Source organism: Bacillus sp. AL-1R, assembly GCF_052180195.1.
Classification (GTDB): Bacteria; Bacillota; Bacilli; order Bacillales; family Bacillaceae_G; genus Gottfriedia.
On record NZ_CP197469.1, the window covers coordinates 53706 to 74710 of the forward strand.

At 34.7% G+C, this 21005-nt stretch carries 15 protein-coding genes and 1 riboswitch; of the genes, 13 read left to right on the plus strand and 2 right to left on the minus strand.

All coding sequences use genetic code 11. The annotated features are described in order from the left end of the window. The 7 genes from ACSBO6_RS00235 to ACSBO6_RS00265 all read left to right on the plus strand — a co-directional run bounded on the left by ACSBO6_RS00235 (position 1) and on the right by ACSBO6_RS00265 (position 9479). The gene (locus ACSBO6_RS00235; protein WP_098844487.1) at positions 1–960 is read left to right on the plus strand and encodes a 1-phosphofructokinase family hexose kinase; all 960 of its coding nucleotides are present in this window, start codon (positions 1–3) and stop codon (positions 958–960) included. Continuing rightward, positions 938–1870: an ROK family protein gene (locus tag ACSBO6_RS00240; RefSeq protein ID WP_180232808.1), complete on the plus strand. Its 933-nt coding sequence runs from the start codon at positions 938–940 to the stop codon at positions 1868–1870. Before ACSBO6_RS00235 ends, ACSBO6_RS00240 begins: the two co-directional genes overlap by 23 nt. 91 nt (positions 1871–1961) lie before the next feature. Beyond that, the gene (gene nagA, locus ACSBO6_RS00245; protein ID WP_098844492.1) at positions 1962–3113 is read left to right on the plus strand and encodes an N-acetylglucosamine-6-phosphate deacetylase; all 1152 of its coding nucleotides are present in this window, start codon (positions 1962–1964) and stop codon (positions 3111–3113) included. Positions 3114–3437: 324 nt separating this feature from the next. Continuing rightward, positions 3438–5789, plus strand: a complete 2352-nt coding sequence (helD, locus tag ACSBO6_RS00250; protein ID WP_098844495.1) for an RNA polymerase recycling motor HelD — start codon at positions 3438–3440, stop codon at positions 5787–5789. 138 nt (positions 5790–5927) lie between these two features. Next, a complete protein-coding gene (locus ACSBO6_RS00255) occupies positions 5928–6959 on the plus strand; it encodes an ATP-binding cassette domain-containing protein (protein ID WP_498843969.1) in 1032 nt (343 codons plus the stop codon). Continuing rightward, on the plus strand, positions 6956–7768 hold the full coding sequence (locus tag ACSBO6_RS00260) for an ABC transporter permease (RefSeq protein ID WP_498843970.1): 813 nt from the start codon (positions 6956–6958) through the stop codon (positions 7766–7768). The genes ACSBO6_RS00255 and ACSBO6_RS00260 overlap by 4 nt, the downstream gene beginning before the upstream one ends. A 91-nt stretch (positions 7769–7859) precedes the next feature. After that, a riboswitch (purine riboswitch) is annotated at positions 7860–7963 on the plus strand. A 208-nt stretch (positions 7964–8171) separates the two neighbouring features. Beyond that, complete coding sequence (locus ACSBO6_RS00265) at positions 8172–9479, plus strand: nucleobase:cation symporter-2 family protein (protein WP_098844502.1); 1308 nt, start codon at positions 8172–8174, stop codon at positions 9477–9479. A gap of 226 nt (positions 9480–9705) precedes the next feature. On the opposite strand, the gene ACSBO6_RS00270 is transcribed toward ACSBO6_RS00265, so the two are convergent. Then, positions 9706–11007: an O-antigen ligase family protein gene (locus ACSBO6_RS00270; protein ID WP_498843971.1), complete on the minus strand. Its 1302-nt coding sequence runs from the start codon at positions 11005–11007 to the stop codon at positions 9706–9708. Between the two features lie 405 nt (positions 11008–11412). On the opposite strand from ACSBO6_RS00270, the gene murQ reads away from it, so the two are divergent. Then, positions 11413–12303: an N-acetylmuramic acid 6-phosphate etherase gene (gene murQ, locus ACSBO6_RS00275; protein ID WP_098844508.1), complete on the plus strand. Its 891-nt coding sequence runs from the start codon at positions 11413–11415 to the stop codon at positions 12301–12303. Between the two features lie 19 nt (positions 12304–12322). Beyond that, a complete protein-coding gene (locus ACSBO6_RS00280) occupies positions 12323–13735 on the plus strand; it encodes a PTS transporter subunit EIIC (RefSeq protein WP_498843972.1) in 1413 nt (470 codons plus the stop codon). Between the two features lie 59 nt (positions 13736–13794). Here the strand turns inward: ACSBO6_RS00280 and ACSBO6_RS00285 are convergent, their stop codons facing one another. Then, entirely contained in the window at positions 13795–14706 is a 912-nt protein-coding gene (locus ACSBO6_RS00285; RefSeq protein WP_498843973.1) for a Gfo/Idh/MocA family protein, read from the minus strand. A gap of 424 nt (positions 14707–15130) precedes the next feature. Between ACSBO6_RS00285 and ACSBO6_RS00290 the strand changes: the two genes are divergently transcribed. The 4 genes from ACSBO6_RS00290 (at position 15131) to ACSBO6_RS00305 (ending at position 21002) form a co-directional block, all read left to right on the plus strand. Then, on the plus strand, positions 15131–16813 hold the full coding sequence (locus ACSBO6_RS00290) for a long-chain fatty acid--CoA ligase (protein ID WP_498843974.1): 1683 nt from the start codon (positions 15131–15133) through the stop codon (positions 16811–16813). Between the two features lie 372 nt (positions 16814–17185). Continuing rightward, positions 17186–18805 (plus strand): sensor histidine kinase, encoded by a 1620-nt coding sequence (locus ACSBO6_RS00295; RefSeq protein ID WP_498843975.1) that lies wholly within the window; start codon positions 17186–17188, stop codon positions 18803–18805. A 1-nt stretch (position 18806) separates the two neighbouring features. Then, on the plus strand, positions 18807–19601 hold the full coding sequence (locus tag ACSBO6_RS00300) for a response regulator transcription factor (protein ID WP_498843976.1): 795 nt from the start codon (positions 18807–18809) through the stop codon (positions 19599–19601). A gap of 93 nt (positions 19602–19694) precedes the next feature. Further along, positions 19695–21002, plus strand: coding sequence for an extracellular solute-binding protein (locus tag ACSBO6_RS00305; protein ID WP_098844522.1), 1308 nt, complete (start codon positions 19695–19697; stop codon positions 21000–21002). The last annotated feature ends 3 nt before the right edge of the window (positions 21003–21005 follow it).

Below are 21005 nucleotides of genomic sequence, written 5' to 3' on the forward strand. Positions count from 1 at the left end.
ATGATTGCTACAATTACATTAAACCCAGCTATTGATATTCGGTATAATCTACCCGTCTTTCATTTAGATGGTGTTAACCGTGTTACAACTGTAGATAAAACAGCTGGTGGAAAAGGACTTAACGTATCACGTGTATTATCTCAGTTAGGGGCTAAAGTTACTTGCACCGGTTTTTTAGGCGGTAAAAGTGGCGAATGGATATCCGAGCAACTCCCAAATTACAATTTAATTAATCGTTTTGTAAAAATAGAGGGAGAGACAAGGTTTTGTTTAGCAATTGAATCGAAAGAAGGTCATACAGAAATTCTTGAACAAGGACCAGATATAGTAGAAAATGAAAGAGAAGAATTTTTGAAAACTTTTGATACCATTCTAGAAATGAATAACTATATTGTAGGTTCCGGTAGTTTGCCTTCTGGAATCGATTCTGATTTTTATAGAAATATAATTGAAAAAACGAATCAAAAAGGGAAGTATTTTCTATTAGATTCAAGCGGAGAATCACTAGCCCATGGTATAAAGGGGAAGCCTTTTTTAATTAAGCCGAACAGAGAAGAGTTTTGCAGGTTAATTGGGTTACACCAATTATCAATAGAGGATATGATCAAGTACGCCCGGGATATATGCCAAAAGGGTACCAAATACGTTTTACTTTCATTAGGAAGAGAAGGTGCTCTTTTAATTAGTGAAAATACTACACTGCAGGCAGTTATTCCATCTTTAACAAATGCGCACCAAGTTGGATCAGGAGATAGTATGCTTGCAGGATTTACCTTTGCTCATTCGAAAGGTTTTTCAATAGAAGATACTTTAAAGTGGTCATGTGCCTGTGGGATTTCCAATGCTTCCTCAGAGAGGACTGGGTCAGTTGAATTATCAAAAGTTCAATATTACTTTAATCTCATTAAGGTGAAGGATTTAACAGGGGGAGATCAAGGTGGAAAATATAGTTTGTTTTGATATTGGGGGTACATTTATCAAATTTGGACTAATAAATCGTGATGGGCAATTGGTCTACAAAGATAAGGTGCCAACACCTAAAAATAATATACAAAAACTGCTTCCTGAACTTTTGACTGAGAATATAAAAAAGCTCCAAAATAATTTTTTAATAGCAGGAATCGGTATCTCCTCCTGTGGTCTTGTAAATCAAGAAACAGGTGAAATTTTATTTTCCAACAATATACCCGACTATTCAGGAATGAAGTTAGGCGAAATACTTTTCAATTTATTTAAATTACCGGTTACTGTAGAAAATGATGTAAAAAGTGCTTGCCTCGGTGAAATGTGGAAGGGAGCAATTCAAGGGAAGAAAGATGTAGTTTTTTTAACATTAGGAACAGGAATCGGAAGCACCATAATCATAGATGGGAGGATTGTAAGCGGCTCACGTCATTTAGCTGGAGAACTTGGTCATACCGTTATCATTCATAATGGACGTTCTTGTGGGTGTGGACGGAGAGGGTGCTTTGAAAGATATGCTGCTACCTCTGCCTTAGTAAGTGACTTTATTGATGAAAAGAACAAAAATGGTGAAGTTATAGGGAAAATCGCTGGAGAAGAAATCTTGGCTCTTGTAGAAGAAGGAGATTCAATTGCTTCTGACGTGTATAAAAGATTTATCCATTATATAAGCATTGGTCTATCAAATATAATCCATCTTCTGAACCCGGAGGCAATTATTATCGGGGGAGGAATTGCTGAGCAAGGGGACCGGTTTATACAGGACATCAACTCTGAGATTAAAAAGGAAACCATGCCAATTTATCATCAAGAAACAATCGTATTTCCTTCGATTCTTGGGAACGACGCCGGGTTGTATGGAGCATGTTACTTAACTTTAAAAAAATTAAATTACTTACATGTATAAGTATTAAATTATACAGGCAGCATCCTAATTTGGTGTTGCCTATTGTTCTTTTTGAAAAAGAATTCTTGCGAACAATAGAGGGGGAAGTAGTGTGAAAGCAATTAAGCTAGAAAAAATTTATACACCCGGTAAAGTAGTTGCAAATGGCTATATACTGATTGAGAACGGAAAAATAAGTGAAATAACAACAGACAGACCTAGTTGTGAGATTTTGGATTATGCCAATTTTGTAGCCATTCCAGGCTTGATTGATCTACATATTCATGGGATTGCTGGAAATGACACGATGGATGCTAGTATTCATTCATTACGAGAAATGTCTCTGTCACTTGCACGTCATGGGGTGACGGGATTTTTGCCAACTACACTGACTCATGATTTCGAAAAAATTAAGAAAGCTGTAAAAATCGTAAGTGATTCGATGGGACAAACAGAAGGAGCAGAAATCATTGGATCATATGTAGAAGGTCCGTATATTACAACTGAGCATCGCGGTGCCCATCCAGTCAAGTATATCCGTGAACTTCAAACTGATGAGTTATATGAACTTATAAAAGTTTCAAATAATACGGTTAAAGTAATCACAATAGCTCCAGAAAAAGAGAATGCGGGGGAAGCTATTAAATTGCTAACAGATAAAGGAATTCACGTGTCGATCGGTCATACAAATGCAGACTTTGACACAACGAATAACGCAATTGAACATGGGGCAAGAATATCTGTTCACACTTTTAATGGCATGAGGGGATTTAATCATCGCGATCCTGGCTGTCTCGGTGCAGTTTTAACAAACGATCAATGTTATTGTGAATGTATAGCAGATTTACAGCATGTCCACCCTGGAGCAATTAAACTACTATACAAAGCAAAAGGGATTGAGCATATTCTTTTAATAAGTGATTCAATGGCTGCTGCTGATTTACCAGATGGATTCTATACTCTTGGAACATTAGATGTTAAAGTGGAAAATAAAATCGCTCGAACAATAGAAACTGGCTCGTTAGCAGGAAGCACGACAAATTTAATGGAGTGTTTAAAAAATGTAAATGACATTTTAGAGGTCCCTTTAGAAACTATTTTACCAATGGTCAGTCTTAACCAAGCAAAATTACTTAAAATTGATCATGAAGTTGGAAGTATCGAGTGCGGGAAAAAAGCAAATATCGTCTTAATTGATCGTAAGTTTAATGTTCAAGCTACTTTTGTGAATGGCGAACTTGTATTTTTGAATGAACATAAATAATATTTATGGCGGATTTTAATAAAAAGTAACTATTTGAAGTATGTACAAAAAAATTAATAAATAATAATGATGACCTTACTATAAGTGGTTTAATGATCATTTTTTGGTGGGTCATTTTACTTTTTGAGTTTATGAAACTTAGTCATTAAGATGAAATAATGATGAATTTATATGAGGACTATTGCTTTAAAGATAAAAACGTGGTAGATTAATACAGTATATATAATAGAAATTATGAAGAGGTCATATTTTCCCTATTTTAATTTTACTATACAAATCCTCTAGAGTCAACCCCCATTTTTATCTTTTAAAGGAGTGCATGAAATGAACAACGAACTTCAAAAAGAACAGGTAAGAGTAAATGCTGTGCTTGAATTAATCTCGGACAAAATTAGTAAATTAACAGAAGAAACAGCCCAACGTAAAAACGAAGTAATCAATGTTCGTAAAAACTTTTGGGATGAGGTTAAAGTTAATACAGATAGCTTTGATGACTATTTAGAGACAGTTATTAGTTTGAGACAACAATCTCAACTTTTAGCGATCGGCCAAATTAATCATAAGCAATCTTCCAACCGACTATCAGCACTTCGTCGTATGAAAGAGGTTCCTTATTTCGGTCGCATCAACTTTACAGAAGAAGGATTGTCTGAAACGGAGCGTGTTTATATTGGCGTTTCTACGCTAATGGATGAATCAGGAGAGAATATTTTAGTCTATGATTGGAGGGCCCCGGTTTCGAGTGTTTACTATGATTATCCACCAGGTCCTGCTGAGTATGATACACCGGGTGGAAAAGTAAATGGCGTATTAGATGAAAAGTGGCAATACATTATACGTAACGGTGTAATTGAATCCATGTTCGATACTAGTCTTACAATCGGTGATGAGATTTTGCAACATGTGCTAGGCAAAGGAACGAATAAGCATATGAGAAGCATAGTAGCCAGTATTCAAAAAGAACAAAATCAGATTATACGCTATGACAAAGGCAGATTACTGATTGTTCAAGGGGCGGCTGGTAGTGGAAAGACATCTGCAGCTTTGCAAAGAATTGCCTATTTGCTATATAAATATAGAAATTGGATAAAAGCAGATCAAATTATCTTATTTTCGCCTAACGCAATGTTTAATAACTACGTATCTAGAGTTTTACCTGAACTTGGCGAAGAAAATATGCAACAAGTTACATTTCAAGAATATCTAGTCCATAGGCTAAGTGATGCATTCCAAGTTGAGGATAATTATGAGCAATTAGAGTATGTGCTAACTGCTATGGATGATCCTTCCTATAAGACTAGGACTTCAAGCATTCGATTTAAAGCTTCAACTCATTTCTTTGAAACGATTAAGGCATACAGACAATCGCTTGAATTATCCGGTATGGTCTTTAGAGGATTTAAATTTAGAGGTAAATCAGTCGTTACAGCTAAACAGATATATGAAAGATTTTATAGCATCGACACTTCTTTAAAATTTAACAACCGCTTAGAGAAGTTAACGGAATGGTTAAACAAACAAATCAATGAAATGGAAAAGCTAGAATTGAAAAAAACATGGGTACAGGATGAAATCGAGTTACTCAGCAAAGATGATTATCAAAAAGCATATAAGTATTTACAGAAAAAACGTTCTAAAGAAGATACATTCGATGATTACGAACAAGAAATTAAGGTATTAGGTCGGATGGTCGTGCGTAAAAAACTAAAGCCACTACGTGAGTGGGTTCGAGGATTGCGTTTTATTGACATAAAGGGTATATATAAACAGCTATTTTCCAATCCAACTCAAATTGAACAATGGATTGAAGGGGATACCCCTGAAAATTGGGAAGACATATGTCAGTTAACATTAAATATGTTAGATGAAGGCAAATTGTTTTATGAGGATGCTACACCTTACTTACTTTTAAAAGAATTGATTCAAGGCTTCCAATCAAATGTTACGATTAAATTTGTGCTTGTAGATGAAGCACAAGATTATTCTCCATTCCAATTTGAATTTTTAAAGAGATTATTTCCTTCTGCAAAGATGACTGTTTTAGGAGACTTTAATCAGGCTATTTTTGCGCACGCCAGTGAAATGGGGGATTTTAATGTTCTTCAAGGGTTATATGGACCAGATGAAACAAAAGTGATTAATCTGACACGCAGTTACAGATCAACAAAACCAATTGTTGAGTTCACACGTAGACTCATACCAGGAGGCAATCTAATTACACCTTTTGAACGTGTTGGGGTTAAGCCTGTGTTAACACAAATATCTAGTCGAGAAGATTTGCACAGTCATATTGCATCTAAAATAGAAGATTTAAAGAAAAGTGAATTTAATACAATTGCTGTCATTTGCAAATCTGCTGAGGAAAGTTTAGAGGCATATGAAGCATTAAAAGATGTAGAAGGAATCAAGCATGTGAAGAGAAACTCCGTTGAATATGAACAGGGAGTAGTCGTTATTCCCGCCTATTTGGCAAAAGGGATTGAATTCGATGCAGTGATTATTTATGATGCATCAGCTCGAGTTTATGGAGATGAGCGACTACGAAGACTATTCTATACTGCATGTACACGAGCAATGCATCAGTTACACCTATATAGCTTAGGTGAAGTGACTCCTTTTCTGCATGAAATCGATTCAGAGTTCCTACAACTAAATCAGACGATCGTACATGAATAATCATAGACTTCCCTTCATTTATATGAGGGAAGTTTTTTGCATTGGATATGGAAAGAAATTTTTTTATCTAAAGTTCATACTTAATTCATAATTAGTCGATATATTCATCTTGTAATAAGTCGTAAAGGAGGAAGTAAATTGGAATATTTAAATAAAAAAATAATTACCCCTAATAATGGAGATTTAGCCGTAGAAGCGAGTGGTTTAGTGAAAGTATTTGGTGAAAATCGTGCGGTTGATGGAGTAGATTTAAACGTTCGTGCTGGAAGTATTTACGGTGTACTTGGTCCAAATGGTGCAGGGAAAACAACGACAATTAGAATGCTGGCTACTTTACTAAGACAAGACGCAGGTACTGCACGCATATTCGGACATGATGTTTTAAAAGAGGCTCAAATTGTGCGTCAATTAATTGGCGTTACTGGTCAGTATGCCTCGGTTGATGAGTCACTAAGTGCTACAGAGAATCTGATCATTTTCTCAAGATTACTAGGTTTGGGTAGAGCGGAATCTCGAAAGAAAGCAGCTGATTTATTAGAGGAATTTGGATTAACGGAAGCAGCAAAACGTCCACTAAAAAATTTCTCAGGTGGAATGCGTCGTAGGTTAGATTTGGCTGCAAGTTTAATTGCTCAGCCACCACTTATCTTTTTAGATGAGCCGACAACTGGTTTAGACCCTCGTACGAGAAATCAAATGTGGGATACGATTCGTCGTTTAGTAAAAGAAGGATCAACCGTTCTATTAACAACACAATATCTTCAAGAAGCAGATGAACTAGCTGATCGAATTGCAGTAATAGATCGTGGTCATGTAGTTGCAGAAGGTACTGTTGATGAATTGAAAGCTTCAGTTGGTAGTTCATCGTTACAATTAAAGATTCAAGATATAAAAGATGTTCAAAAGGCCCGTCAGACAGTAGAACATGTACTTAAAGTAAAATCTAATATTACATTAGTAGAAGGAAAGATTACTGCACCAATGACAGATCCTGACCGAGTGACAGACTTACTGGTCGCCTTGCGTGATGAAGGTATTCATCTAGCCGAGATGAGTGTACAAAAGCCGACTCTTGATGAAGTATTCCTTACGATTACTGGTAATAGCGTAGAAAATGATGGATTAATGGAGTCAGATAAAGTAAAAGAATTGGAGGGAGAAAGAGTATGAGCACTTCAATAAAACAAGCTGCTTATCGTGAATTGAAAAATAAAACTAGCTTTAGACAATCAGTAAAAAATTCATTTACGATGGCTTATCGTGGTCTATTAAAAATAAAGCGTACTCCAGAACAATTATTTGATGTTACATTACAACCTATTATTTTTACCCTTATGTTTACTTATATCTTTGGTGGAGCAATCTCCGGAGATGTTAAGAGTTATTTGCCGGTAATCATACCAGGAATATTAGTTCAGACTGTCATTACTACTTCAATTGTTACAGGTGTACAATTGCGTGAGGATATGGATAAAGGTGTATTCGATCGCTTCAAGTCGCTGCCGATCGCTCGAATTGCACCACTCGCCGGTGCTTTATTGGCTGATACGATACGTTATACAATCGCTACAGTTCTTACTTTCTCTATGGGATATATAATGGGATATCGCCCTGAAGGTGGATTGGGCTATGTCGTTTTAGCCGGGCTACTTGTCATTGTCTGTTCATGGGCGATTAGTTGGATTTTTGCCTTTTTTGGAGTAATTGCACGTACAGCATCAAGCGTACAAGGAATTTCTATGCTAGCACTATTTCCATTGACATTCCTTTCTAATGCCTTTGTGCCAGTCGATACAATGCCAAATTGGCTTCAATGGTTTGTAAAAATAAACCCAATTTCACATTTGATCACTGCTGTAAGAAATCTTACGAACACAGGAACTGCAGGTTCAGATCTAATCATTTCGCTTATTGGAGCAGCCGTAATTGTAGCAATTTTTGCACCACTAACTGTAAAAGCTTATATGCGTAGAACATAATAGAAGGTGTTCCATTAGTTTTTTTCTAATGGAGCACCTTTTCCTACATTTTCTACTTGAAAATATTGAATAGCATGTGTAACATTATCAAGGTACAAATAGATAAATAACTCATATAATCATGGGGATATGGCCCATAAGTTTCTACCGGACGACCAATATAATCGACCGACTATGAGTGAAAGCACATCTAGGGTTCCGCATTTACTGTATAAGTTAAATGGCTGGTCCAAGCGATGTGGGCACTACACGTGCTACACCATTAGGGATAAAAACCCAGAAGGACAGGTTTCACTTGAGAGAAACATACTCAAGCGGAACCTGTCCTTTTTTGTTTATAAAGAGTAATAACTGTACAACAAAATATAGATAAATTAAAGCAATGACAAGGGAGAGAATCAGATTGTTAAGTAAACAAAAAGCATTCACATTAGGTTTTCAACACGTCATGGCTATGTATGCCGGTGCAGTTGTTGTACCTCTTATAATAGGTGGCGCGCTTAAACTTACGCCAACTCAGATCGCATATCTAATTGCAGCAGATTTATTTACTTGTGGTATAGCAACAATTCTGCAAAGCATGGGAACTAAATACTTTGGTAGCAGATTACCAGTTGTTTTAGGATGTACCTTTACGGCGGTTGGTCCAATTATTGCAATTGCTTCCACATCAAACTTACCGACAGCTTACGGTGCTATCATTATTTCGGGGATTTTCGTGGTTTTAGCTGCTCCTTTTTATGGCAAGCTTTTAAAATTTTTCCCTACAATTGTAACGGGATCAGTTGTAACGATTATTGGGCTTTCTCTAATTCCAGTGGCTATGAATAATGCAGCGGGTGGACAAGGTAGTCCAGACTTCGGTAAAGTACAAAATTTATTACTAGCACTTCTTACACTTATCGTAATTTTAGTTGTTAATAGATGGGCTAAAGGGTTTTTACGTACAATTTCTGTACTTGTTGGTTTAGTTGTAGGTACAATTGCAGGCTATGCAATGGGTATTGTCCATTTTTCAAGCGTATCAGAAGCATCGTGGTTCAGTATCGCTCAACCATTCTATTTCGGAACACCGAAAATTAGTATTACAGCTATTATCACAATGATTATCGTATGTATTGTTAGTATGGTGGAATCAACTGGAGTTTATTTTGCAGTTGGAAAAGCGACTAATCAAAAGGTTAAACAGGATCAAATCGTTAATGGATTGCGTTCAGAAGGTCTTGCAATTATGCTCGGTGGTATTTTTAATGCATTTCCGTATACAGCTTTTTCCCAAAATGTTGGTTTAATTTCACTTACAAAAGTGAAATCTCGTGAAGTTATTTATGCTGCTGGAGGTATTATGGTTGTTCTTGGCTTATTACCTAAACTAGCGGCTTTAACGACAGTTATTCCGAATGCTGTTCTTGGAGGCGCAATGATTGTTATGTTCGGATCTGTCGCGGCTGCTGGGATCTCAATACTATCAGAAGTCGATTTAGGAAAAGGAGACAACCTATTAATCGCAGCATGCAGTATAGCAGTAGGGTTAGGTTCAGCAACACTTCCACAAATGTTCGACCAACTACCTGACTTTTTAAAAATGTTAATGCAAAATGGAATCGTGACAGGCTCCCTAACTGCGATCATTTTAAATCTATTCTTAACAAAACGAAATGTGTCAGTAGAAGCAAAAGCGCAAGAACAAGTTACGAAAAAAATATCATAAACTACACACTAGAGACCCCTAATAATTGTAGGGGTCTCTAGTGTGTCGACAAAGTACAAAAAATCTGATTTTCAGACTGATTGCAAGCGCTTGTCTTTCGAGGCGCAAAGCCTGGTGAGGAGCGGAGTTACCCTAGACGGTAATGAGCACCGCAGACAGGCGAAGTAACGAAGAAAGCGAGCGTTTGTCAACAGTCTGAAGACCCCTAATAATTGTAGGGGTCTTTTTAATATTTATTACTAATAAACTTTGATTTTAAATAATGAAAAATCATGTACGAACTAACAACTAACCTCGCTGTACTCCCATAAACACTAATAAACTTGCCTTGAATTGCTGAAAACTCGATATTAAATTGCATACGTTTCGAATACCGATCCCAACTTCCAAGCATTATAACAGTCAGGAAACAAATTTGCGGAGAGAACACAGGTTCATCAAATACACCTGTAAACAAAATAATTGATAGGCCGAGCAAAAAACTGTTTAAGTAACATTTCCTACTGCGCTCAAAAAAGAATAAATGAATCCATTTAACAATTTGTACACTAATTAATGTTAAAAAAGCCAATCCACCTAATGTCCCATATTCTACAAACATACCTAGCAGTAAATTATGTGCATGGGTGATGAAATGACCATATTGCATTTCATACTCTTGACCAAATCCAATCGGTGTCACACCAAATAGTGGGTGATTTCTCCATATCAAATATGCGTTTTGCCAAATGTCCAATCTTTTCTGCCCTTCTTGAAAAATAGAATCGGCTCTTGGCATTATATAAAGCAACCATTTCGAAAAGAATAGCCCGATGGTTGTACAAAAAAAGAAAAAGATTCGATTAAATCGGAAGAAAAAAAGTAAATAAATCAGAATCATTGTCGCAAAGCCAGCTCTTGAACCGGTAAGATAAACTCCATAACTAAGTAGTAGTTGGATTGGAAGCTGCCATGCTAAGTTTATATAGTGCTTTCTGTCTAAACTAGAAAGTAAACTAGCAAGAAGAAAAGAGAGAGCGATTAATAAAATAAAAACAGTAAAATTGGGATTGTATGCACAACCAATTAGACGGTTAAAATTTTTAGGTTCTATTTCTCCAAAAAGCACTGTTCCTAATAAATAACCAACTATCTTAGGAAGTGCAAACCATTTAGAAATCCACCCAATTACACAACTATATACGCCCCCAAAGATTATGATCATACGAAATCTCTGAAATAATTGACCTTTCTCAGTTACTAAAACCCTACAATAAATTCCCCAGTAACTAAGAATCGTGATACTGACCAATAAAAATAATCTATTTCTACTTAATAGAGCAGCACCAATAGTAGATAAAAATAAGCATAAGAAAAAGTATGAACTAAACGAATAAATAAAACGTTTTTTAATAAACCATTGAGTAGACAGTGTATGAAGCCCGATGATCAATAGCATTGAAATACCTATTGGAGGTAAGAGAAAGCAAAGAAGTATGCTGATCTCCACTAAAGAGAAATTTTGATAAAACAGTGTAATCTTTTTCATTGTAAACCCCTAGTTAAGTGACAAAATATCCTTAATCATACGGAGGATGTTGTTGTCTTTTCATCTATATAAATGCATTTTATTTTAATGAAGTTGTCATTCGATTAACAAACATATTTTAAATACATAGGTTTAAAATGCCACAATGGTTTATTAATTATGTTTTGAAATTGTAATTTTGAAATTAAACTTTTTTGCTGGATAAATAATAAATTTATGCAACTTTTAATAGAAAAAGTGTTAGTAGGGGTTTTATGAATATGACATTTATTTGAACAAAAATACGAATTAATAATATGAAATTTCTTCCTAATGGATTTTAATGTTGAAATTTTATTTCAAAGATAGTTATAATATACATGAAATTAAATTTAGTTTTAAAAAATTACTTGAGGTGAAGCGAACATGCTTGAGAATTTAACAACCGAGACAAGAAATGAAAAAACAATGAATTTAGATGAGATGTCTATAGAAGAATTTTTAACCGTAATGAACGAAGAGGATGCTAAGGTTGCTGCTGCCGTTCGAAATGAAATTCCTAATATTTCTAAAGCTGTTGAAAAAATTGTAACTGCTTTCAAAAATGGAGGTCGCTTGATTTATATAGGTGCTGGTACAAGTGGCCGTATTGGACTTTTAGATGCAGTGGAATGTCCTCCTACTTTTGGAACAAGCCCAGAAGAGGTAGTGGGGTTAATTGCAGGGGGAGAAAAGGCTTTTATAAAAGCAGTTGAAGGCGCAGAGGATAGCGAAGAACTAGCAGTTGAAGATTTAAAGGAAATTAAGTTAAGTAAAAATGATATTGTAGTTGGAATTGCAGCAAGTGGTCGTACGCCTTATGTTATTGGTGGTTTAAAATACGCCAAAGAAGTTGGTGCTTCAACTGTAGCGGTTAGTTGTAACAAAGGATCAAAGATAGGACAAGAAGCAGAAATAGCAATCGAAGTTGTTAATGGACCTGAAGTATTAACAGGTTCAACTAGATTAAAGGCCGGTACTTCTCAAAAGTTAGTATGTAATATGTTATCTACAGCTTCAATGGTTGGTATAGGTAAAGTATACGGTAACCTAATGGTTGATGTTCAATCAACAAATGAAAAACTAGTTGAGCGTTCAAAGCGTATTGTAATGGAAGCAACTTCTTGTACGTATGAAATTGCAGAAGAGTATTTAACGAAGTCGAATCAAAGTCCAAAAGTAGCAATCGTTATGATTCTTACAGGATTTAGTTATGAGCAAGCAATTGAGCAATTGAAAAAATCAGAAGGATTTGTTCGAAAAGCGATACAAAAATAAATTTTTGGAGGAGAAGAAGATGGATAAATATCAAAGAATAGCTTCTGAAATCGCTGATGCGATCGGTGGTACAGATAATGTAGTTTCATATACGAATTGTATGACAAGACTTCGTGTTAATGTGGCTGATCGTAGTTTAATCAATGAAGATCAAGTTAAAAAAATTAACGGTGTTTTGGGAACTGTTGATGATGAGACATACCAAATTATTTTAGGTCCTGGTACAGTAACTAAAGTTGCAGAGCAATTTGGTCATCTGAAAAACAGCTCATCGGGAAAACAAGGAACTTCATCAGCGGCTTTAAAAGAAAAAGGATCAGATCTTAAAGCTGAGTTAAAAAAGAAAAATAATACACCTTTTAAAAACTTCTTACGAAAAGTCGGTAATATCTTTATTCCATTAATTCCAGCATTCGTAGGTGCAGGTTTAATTGCTGGTATTGCTTCAGTTTTATTAAATAATATTACTGCTGGAAATCTAGAGGTGGCTACTTGGTCACAATATGTAACAGTTTTAAATGTAATTAAAAACGCAATTTTTGCTTATTTAGCAATTTATGTTGGTATTAACGCAGCGAAGGAATTCGGGGCGACACCATCCCTAGGTGGAGTAATTGGTGGGGTAACACTTTTAACAGGTATGCTTCCTGATCAACCAATTAAAAATATCTTTAATGGTGAACCATTGGCTCCAGGACAAGGTGGTATTATTGGTGTACTACTTGCAGTCTATTTATTATCACTTTTAGAAAAACAATTACGTAAAGTGATTCCAGATTCTTTAGATATTATTATTACACCTATGATTGCTTTATTAGTAGTAGGTTTGCTAACAATTTTCTTCATCATGCCATTTGCAGGATTTATTTCTGATAACTTAATTGGCTCAATTAACTGGGTTATTTCAAAAGGCGGTATTTTGGCAGGATTTATATTAGGTATGGGATTCTTACCATTAGTAATGTTAGGTTTACATCAAGTATTAACACCGATTCATATCGAATTAATTAATACAACAGGTGCAACAGATTTGTTACCAATCCTTGCAATGGCAGGTGCAGGACAAGTTGGTGCAGCATTAGCATTATGGTTACGTTGCAAAAAGAATAAATCATTATCAAATATGATTAAAGGTGCTCTTCCAGTAGGTATTTTAGGTATTGGTGAACCATTAATTTATGGTGTTACATTACCTCTTGGTCGTCCATTTATCACTGCTTGTATCGGTGGTGGTATTGGAGGTGCAGTAATAGGAATGCTTGGTCATGTTGGAGCAATTGCAATCGGTCCTTCAGGTCTAGCGTTAGTTCCACTTATTGCGCACGGAATGTGGATTAAATATTTGATCGGATTACTTGCTGGTTACGCTGGTGGTTTCGTTCTAACGTATTTATTCGGTACTCCTAAAGATGCAATGGCTGAACAAGAATAATTAACAAATATAACCCGAATAATTAGACACATCAATGTCTACTATTCGGGTTTTTTCATTTAATAAGTATTAGAATCGATATACTGAACGATTCTTTCACAAATTTCGTGAGTGATTAAGGAATCATCTATTGAAGGATCTGGGGTTTTATTCTGTTTTAAACAGTCGAGAAAGTGGTCAACTATTTGGTAAAATCCGCGTTTATATAAGGTTGGTTCCCAATCACCAAATTTCGTAATATTTATTTCTTTATTATGATAATGGGTTGTTTCGACTAAACTACTTACTACATATTTATTTTGTGGTGTCATATATTCAATAATTTCTTCCGTAACACCATTATTTCTGTTCATTATTCCAATTGCCGTGCAACCTTCTCCTATAAGATGGATGACTAAGTGTTCGAGCATATTATCTTTTTTTAAGAAGTTTACTTTTAAATCAACTACATTAGTGGACATTAAATACCTAAGTGTGTCTACTACATGAATAAAATCCTCTACAACAAATCTTCTAGTATATTCAGGAAAGTTAAATCTATTTTTTTGCATGATTATTAAGTTAGCTTTTCCATGCATAGTCAGCTCTCTTACTCTAGGGATAAATCGTCTATTGAAACCAACCATCGCTATTTTTCCTTGTTTCCTGGCCAGATTTACAATTTGTTCAGTTTCACTAAAGTTCAATGAAATGGGCTTATCGATATAAACGTTTATACCATTTGATAATAACTTTTTAGTTATCAAATAATGAGCTTCCGTAGCTGTACTAACAAATGCTGCATGAATATTCTTTTCTAACAAATCTTCTACTGAATTTACTGTTTCAACGATCCGATATTTGTTTGATAAAAAGCCCAGTTTTTCATTATTTCTTGTACATAGCACTAACTCGATATTTTCTTTTTCAGAAAGAACTGGTAGATATGCCTTTGTAGCTATATCTCCTAGACCGATTATTCCAATTCTCATATGCTAACACCTCACTTGTTATTAATTGAAACATAGAAAAGTGGTAATTGTATGTGATTTTACTAAAAAAATTTTGGATACTCAAACTAAGTATTTTTTAAATTTTCAAAAAACTATTTATTCATTTAAGCTTTTCCATTATAATAAAGTCTAAAGTTAACAATATTGATCATATTTTACTATTCCACACATTTCCTTTCCACACTAAACTTAGCAAATACCTCACTTTGTAATTTACTTTCAGTTAATTTTCAGGAGATCCTATTTAAATCAAATGATTTGTAAGCGTTTTCTGTTCTGGTGGTTATTTTATTAAATTGCCCTGTACTTTTTTGTTAATGACTAACATTTGTATACATACAAGAAAGAGATGTCAGTATTAAAATTTAATATTAATAAGGTACATAAGCGAAAGGGGAAATTTATGAGTACTTCACATTTTGCACATTGGCCAAAAAGGGTTTCTAAATCTTTAACTTTACCTGAGACAACACTTTATGATAATTTAGTCGTTTCAGCAAAAAGATATCCAAATAAAACTGCCATAGAGTATTATGGCGCATCAAAAACGTATAAGCAGCTTCTTGAAGAGGTTGATTATTTAGCAGGATATCTTGAGCATAAGTTAGAAATATCCCCTGGTGAACGTGTAATGCTTTATATGCAAAACTCACCTCAATACGTGATCGCCTTTTATGCAATATTAAGAGTAAGAGGAATTGTAGTACCAATTAACCCGATGAACACCACTAATGAACTTGAATTTTATCTAAATGATTGTAAAATTAAAACCGCAATCATTGGCCAAGAACTAACCTCTCAAATTGAACCTTTACAAGCTACAACTGAATTAGAGAATTTAGTCGTTGCAGTTTACTCTGAATACTTACCAACCATTCCTTTAGTTTCCGATTTAACGGCAGAAATAACTGAGTCAAAGAAAGTTTATCAAAATAAAAATCTATTTTATTGGGAGGATGCTATACAAACACAGCTCACTCCATCACTTTATGAAGGTAATTCAGAAGATGTTGCAGTTCTTCCATATACTTCAGGAACAACAGGTTTACCGAAAGGCTGTATTCATACGCATAAAACGGTACAAGCAAATGTAGTAGGATCTGCTGTTTGGATGAATATTTCTGCAAATGCCGTTAGTTTTTCAACTTTACCTCTATTCCATGTTACAGGAATGGTTCATGGAATGCATACTCCGATTCTCACTGGTTCAAGTATGGTATTGCTAACTAGATGGAATCGAAGCCATGCATGCAAACTGATTAAACACTATCAATGTACTCATTGGGTAAATATAAGTACTATGCTAATCGACTTTTTATCAAATCCAAGTTTAAATACTGACGACATCAAGTCCCTTGTAAATATTGCAGGTGGAGGGGCTCCTCTACCAGAAGCAGTAGGAGAGCAACTTTTCCAATTAACAGGTTTAAAGTTTGTAGAAGGGTATGGATTATCTGAAACAATTGCTCAGACGCATTTTAATCCACCAGATCGACCAAAACTTCAATGTCTTGGAATTCCGTCATTTGACGTAGACGCCAGAATTATCGACCCATTAACAATGAAACAGTTAGGTGTTGGTGAGGTTGGTGAGATTATTGTCAATGGACCACAAGTATTTAAAGGCTACTTTAATCGACCAGAAGAAACGAATGAAGCTTTTATAGAAATAGACGGAAAACTATTTTTCCGTACAGGAGATATTGGTCGGTTTGATGATGAAGGGTACTATTTTATCGTTGACCGTGTTAAAAGGATGATTAACGCGTCAGGCTTTAAAGTATGGCCAACTGAGGTGGAGAACCTATTATATAAACATCCGGCTATTCAACAAGCATGTGTTGTTAGTAAGCCAGATGAAAAAAGGGGAGAAACAGTAAAGGCATATATAATCTTAAATCCAAATTATTTAGGCAAAGTCAGTGAGGATGACATTATCGATTGGTCTAAAGAGCATATGGCTAACTATAAATATCCAAGACATGTCGAGTTTATTGATCGATTACCAACTACTGCAAGCGGGAAAATTTTATGGAGAACTCTTCAGGAGGCAGAATGGAGTAAAGTTGGACAAATTAATAAGTGACAGGGTAGGTGTAAATGAATAGTAAATAAGGAAGTAGAAAAGGGAGCCTCAACATCAAATGTTTAGGTTCCCTTTTTTGTGTTGTTTTCATTTAAACTAACTATTATCTCAAGATTAATTTCACCTATCTGGTAGTTATTACTAGGTAGGTGTTTTTAATATTCAGACTAATGCTAAATATAGTATGATTATTTTAATATAAAGCCCTTACATTATCTTACTACTGAAGAGGTGATTAAAATCCTCAAATTTAGACTACGGATCAGAAAATTAAACACTTTACGAAATCAAATATTGGCAGTTTTCTTGATTGTTATGGTGATTGTTTTATCGATTGTATCCATAATGGTATATAACCAAGTTGGAACTTTAATGAAAGATACAACAGAGAAACAAATCAAACAAACGGCTGTTGAAGCAAACGGAAGAATGGAAACCTTGTATAAGCAAATTGATACTTTGTCAAATCAATTAATGACTAACGAGACAGTTCAGCAAATATTACTTGGATTGAAAAACGGAGAAAGTGTTGATTTTGCGAAAAGACAATCATTAATTAGAGTAATAAATAACTTTTTAGCTTATTCAAATGGAATCTCTTCTTTCGAGTTATATTCTTCGGAAGGTAATCGTATTTTTCCATTCGGTGAAAAAAATTTATCTAGTGTAATCGATGAGAAATGGGTAAAGGAAGCGGAAGCTGAGAAAGGAAGATTAGTGTGGGTAGGAAAAGATCCTAAAAATAGTAACTATTCTTATGCAATAAGAAGGGTAAGCTTAATGGATCGCTGGTTTTCAAATGGAGGCTATTTAGTAGTAAGAATTCTTAATAGTTACTTTCAAGTTGAAGAAAGTAATTTATCTCCTGGGGAGAAGGATTATATGATGCTTCTTGATAGGGATTTAACTCCGATAACGGATAATTATGGCATTGATATTCAAAAATTTTTAGTAGAAGGATACGAATCGATAAAAGTAAATAAAAAGCAATATATGATTGTCACACAAACATCTACAAAAACAGGCTGGACGCTTGTTATTTTAAAACCTACAAGCTTTTTAAATGAGAGAGTAACACCGGTAAGAAAAGTAACTCTTTTATCTGGCGCAATTGGTTTTATCATTTTTGTCGTGTCATCCATTATTCTAGCAACAATGATTACAAGACCGATAAAGAAACTTACAAATACAATGAAGAATGCGAAAATGGACGAATTGAAAATTAACAAGGAAAGCGCAGCTTCATTAGAAATTATTGAATTAAATAGAACGTATAATCAGATGGTAGAAAACACCAATCATTTAATACAGGTCGTTTATGAAAAAGAATTACTTCGTAGTCAAACTGAGTTGAAGGCACTACAAGCCCAAATTGATCCGCATTTCCTATATAATACGCTAAATGCACTTTATTGGTCTTTAGATGATAGAGGTGAGGATGATTTAGCAGAAATAGTGATTGCAATGTCAGGATTATTTCGCTATACAATTGGTAACGCAAACAGTAGTGAATGGGTAACTATACAAGCTGCTCTTGACCAAATTGAACGATATTTACAAATTATGAAAATGAGATTAGGAGAACGGTTGTTATGGGAGATATCTGTTGAGCCTAATCTATTAGCCATTAAAATACCTAAACTGTTAATCCAACCTTTAGTTGAAAACGCTATTATGCATGGTATTGAGAGTAGTCGGGAACAAGGGCTTGTATTAGTCAAGATTGAAAGAATTGAGGACACTTCTAATTTATTAGTAATTGTTCATGACAATGGACCAGGGATTGATCGAGAAGCCCTTGATGCTCTTAATCTAGCAATTAAAAATGATAATATGTCATCCTTTAAAGGGATCGGGATGGCACTTACTAATGTAAATAAAAGAATTAAATTATATTACGAAGGTTATGACTTAAGAGGCCTTCATTTAGAAAGTGAGGTCGGTAAAGGTACAACTGTATTATTCGAAGTTCCAGACAAAGGTGGAGAATAATTTGGATACAAAGACGATTCTAATTGTTGATGATGAACAAGTGACTAGACAAGGATTAAAAAAAACATTAGAGAAATGGTCAAATGGTAAATTTGAAATTCTGAGTGCGGCAAATGGTCAAGAAACATTTGAACAGATGAGCAGAACAAAAATTCATTTATTAGTAACTGATATTTGTATGCCAGAAATGAATGGTTTAGAGCTTTTAAAAACCCTAAAGGACAAAGGTCATAAGTTTGTTTCCATTATTATTTCTGGACACCCTGACTTCGAATATGCCCAGGAGGCTATTCGTCTAGGAGTTGTAAATTATTTATTAAAACCGGTAAGTAAACAAAAATTAATTGAGGCTATTGAGCAAGCGCTTGAAAAGGAAGCGAATAATGAACGGATTGAGTATATGGAAAAAGTGACTGATCAGAAATTATTAAAGCTAGATCAAGTTCATAATCGCTCTAATTCAATTAAGTCAGCTAAAGTATTTATTAATCAGAATATAAGTAATCAAATTTCATTAAAGGATGTTGCAGAAGCGGTACACCTAAATGCGAGTTATTTTAGTGTGTTATTTAAAGAGCAGGTGGGGTTAACGTTTAGTGAGTATTTGACTAGAAAGAGATTACAAATTGCAAAAAATCGGCTACTGACAACTGATTTGCAAATTGAAGAAATTGCACTAGAAGTAGGCTATCAAACAGCTAAATATTTCATTAAGATCTTTAAGGATTACGAGGGTATTACCCCTAGTAAATTTAGAAAAATGTCAGAACTTGATGATGCACTAATCCAAAAATAGTGGAATTTTATCCAATCGTGGTTACCTTACCGCGTTTTTTTTTTAGTGCTAGAATTTACTTGTAACGAAAAATTCAAAAAATGGAGGTTTGACATGTTTAAGAAAGCGTCTTCATTAATGTTAGCATTAGTCCTTATTCTTATGGTTGCTTTAACTGGCTGTGGTAAATCGAATAACGCCTCAACTGAAAGCGGTTCCAAAAAGGTAATTAAGTTTATGCATCTTTGGCCGGCTGGAAGTTCTAAGCAACAAAACTTAATTGTCTCTGACATTATTAAGCAATATGAGGCTGAACATAAGGATGTAAAAATCGAGGTAGAAGTTCTTGAAAATGAGCAATACAAGAATAAGATTAAAGTTCTTTCTTCGTCTAACGAACTTCCTGATGTTGGGTTTACATGGGCAGCAGGATATATGAAACCATTTGTAAAAGGTGGCCTTTTTGCTGATTTAGATGATGTGTTAAATAACGGACTAAAAGATTCATTTGTAAGTGGAACAACAGAAGCATATGCAGTTGATGGTAAAACATATGGATTACCTCTAGAACTAAACATCGCTCCAATTTATTACAATAAAGCAATTTTTGAAAAATATAATCTTCAAGTACCACAAACTTATAGCGAATTCCAAAATGTTGTTAAAACACTTGCTAAAAATGGAGTTGCTCCTATTGCTTTAGGAAATAAAGATCGTTGGACAGGTTCACTTTGGTATATGTATTTAGCAGACAGAATTGGTGGAGCTGATGTATTAAACAAAGCAATTAACCGTACAGGAACATTCGAGGATCCTGCACTTGTAACAGCGGCAACAGAGGTTCAAAACTTAGTGAAAGAAAAAGCATTTAATAAAGGTTTTAATGGATTATCTAATGATGAGGGTAAATCTGAATTCTTAAATGGACATGCAGCTATGTACTTAATGGGAACTTGGGAGCTTCCAAACTTTACGACAAATGAAGAAATTCCTAAAGATTTCCGAGACAATGTAGGTTTCTTTAAATTCCCTACCTATGAAGGCGGAAAAGGAAATATTAATAGCTGGGTTGGTGGACCTGGTGTTGGTTTATTCGTAGCAGAACATTCAAAAGTTAAAGCTGAAGCTAAAGACTTTGTGAAATTTTTTGTAGAGAAGTGGGGAGAGCAATCTGTTGAAAAAGCGGGTGTAATTCCTGCGACAAAGGTTGATACTTCAAAAGTAAATTTACCACCGTTATATATTGACGTGTTAAATGAATTAAATAAAGCTAGCAACCTAACACTATTTGCTGATGTTCAAATGAGTGCTTCTGTAGCGGAGACTCACTTAAACTTAATTCAATCTTTATTTGGAAATGAAGTAAAACCAAAAGATTTTGCAAAACAACATGAAGAAGCTTTAAAAGCAGAAGAAAAATAAATT

Coding starts and splice junctions, on each gene's coding strand:
- ACSBO6_RS00235 (WP_098844487.1), top strand. CDS start 1: ATGATTGCTACAATTACATTAAACCCAGCTATTGATATTCGGTATAAT.
- helD (WP_098844495.1), top strand. CDS start 3,438: ATGAACAACGAACTTCAAAAAGAACAGGTAAGAGTAAATGCTGTGCTT.
- ACSBO6_RS00260 (WP_498843970.1), top strand. CDS start 6,956: ATGAGCACTTCAATAAAACAAGCTGCTTATCGTGAATTGAAAAATAAA.
- ACSBO6_RS00270 (WP_498843971.1), bottom strand. CDS start 11,007: ATGAAAAAGATTACACTGTTTTATCAAAATTTCTCTTTAGTGGAGATC.
- murQ (WP_098844508.1), top strand. CDS start 11,413: ATGCTTGAGAATTTAACAACCGAGACAAGAAATGAAAAAACAATGAAT.
- ACSBO6_RS00280 (WP_498843972.1), top strand. CDS start 12,323: ATGGATAAATATCAAAGAATAGCTTCTGAAATCGCTGATGCGATCGGT.
- ACSBO6_RS00285 (WP_498843973.1), bottom strand. CDS start 14,706: ATGAGAATTGGAATAATCGGTCTAGGAGATATAGCTACAAAGGCATAT.
- ACSBO6_RS00290 (WP_498843974.1), top strand. CDS start 15,131: ATGAGTACTTCACATTTTGCACATTGGCCAAAAAGGGTTTCTAAATCT.
- ACSBO6_RS00295 (WP_498843975.1), top strand. CDS start 17,186: ATGAAAGATACAACAGAGAAACAAATCAAACAAACGGCTGTTGAAGCA.
- ACSBO6_RS00305 (WP_098844522.1), top strand. CDS start 19,695: ATGTTTAAGAAAGCGTCTTCATTAATGTTAGCATTAGTCCTTATTCTT.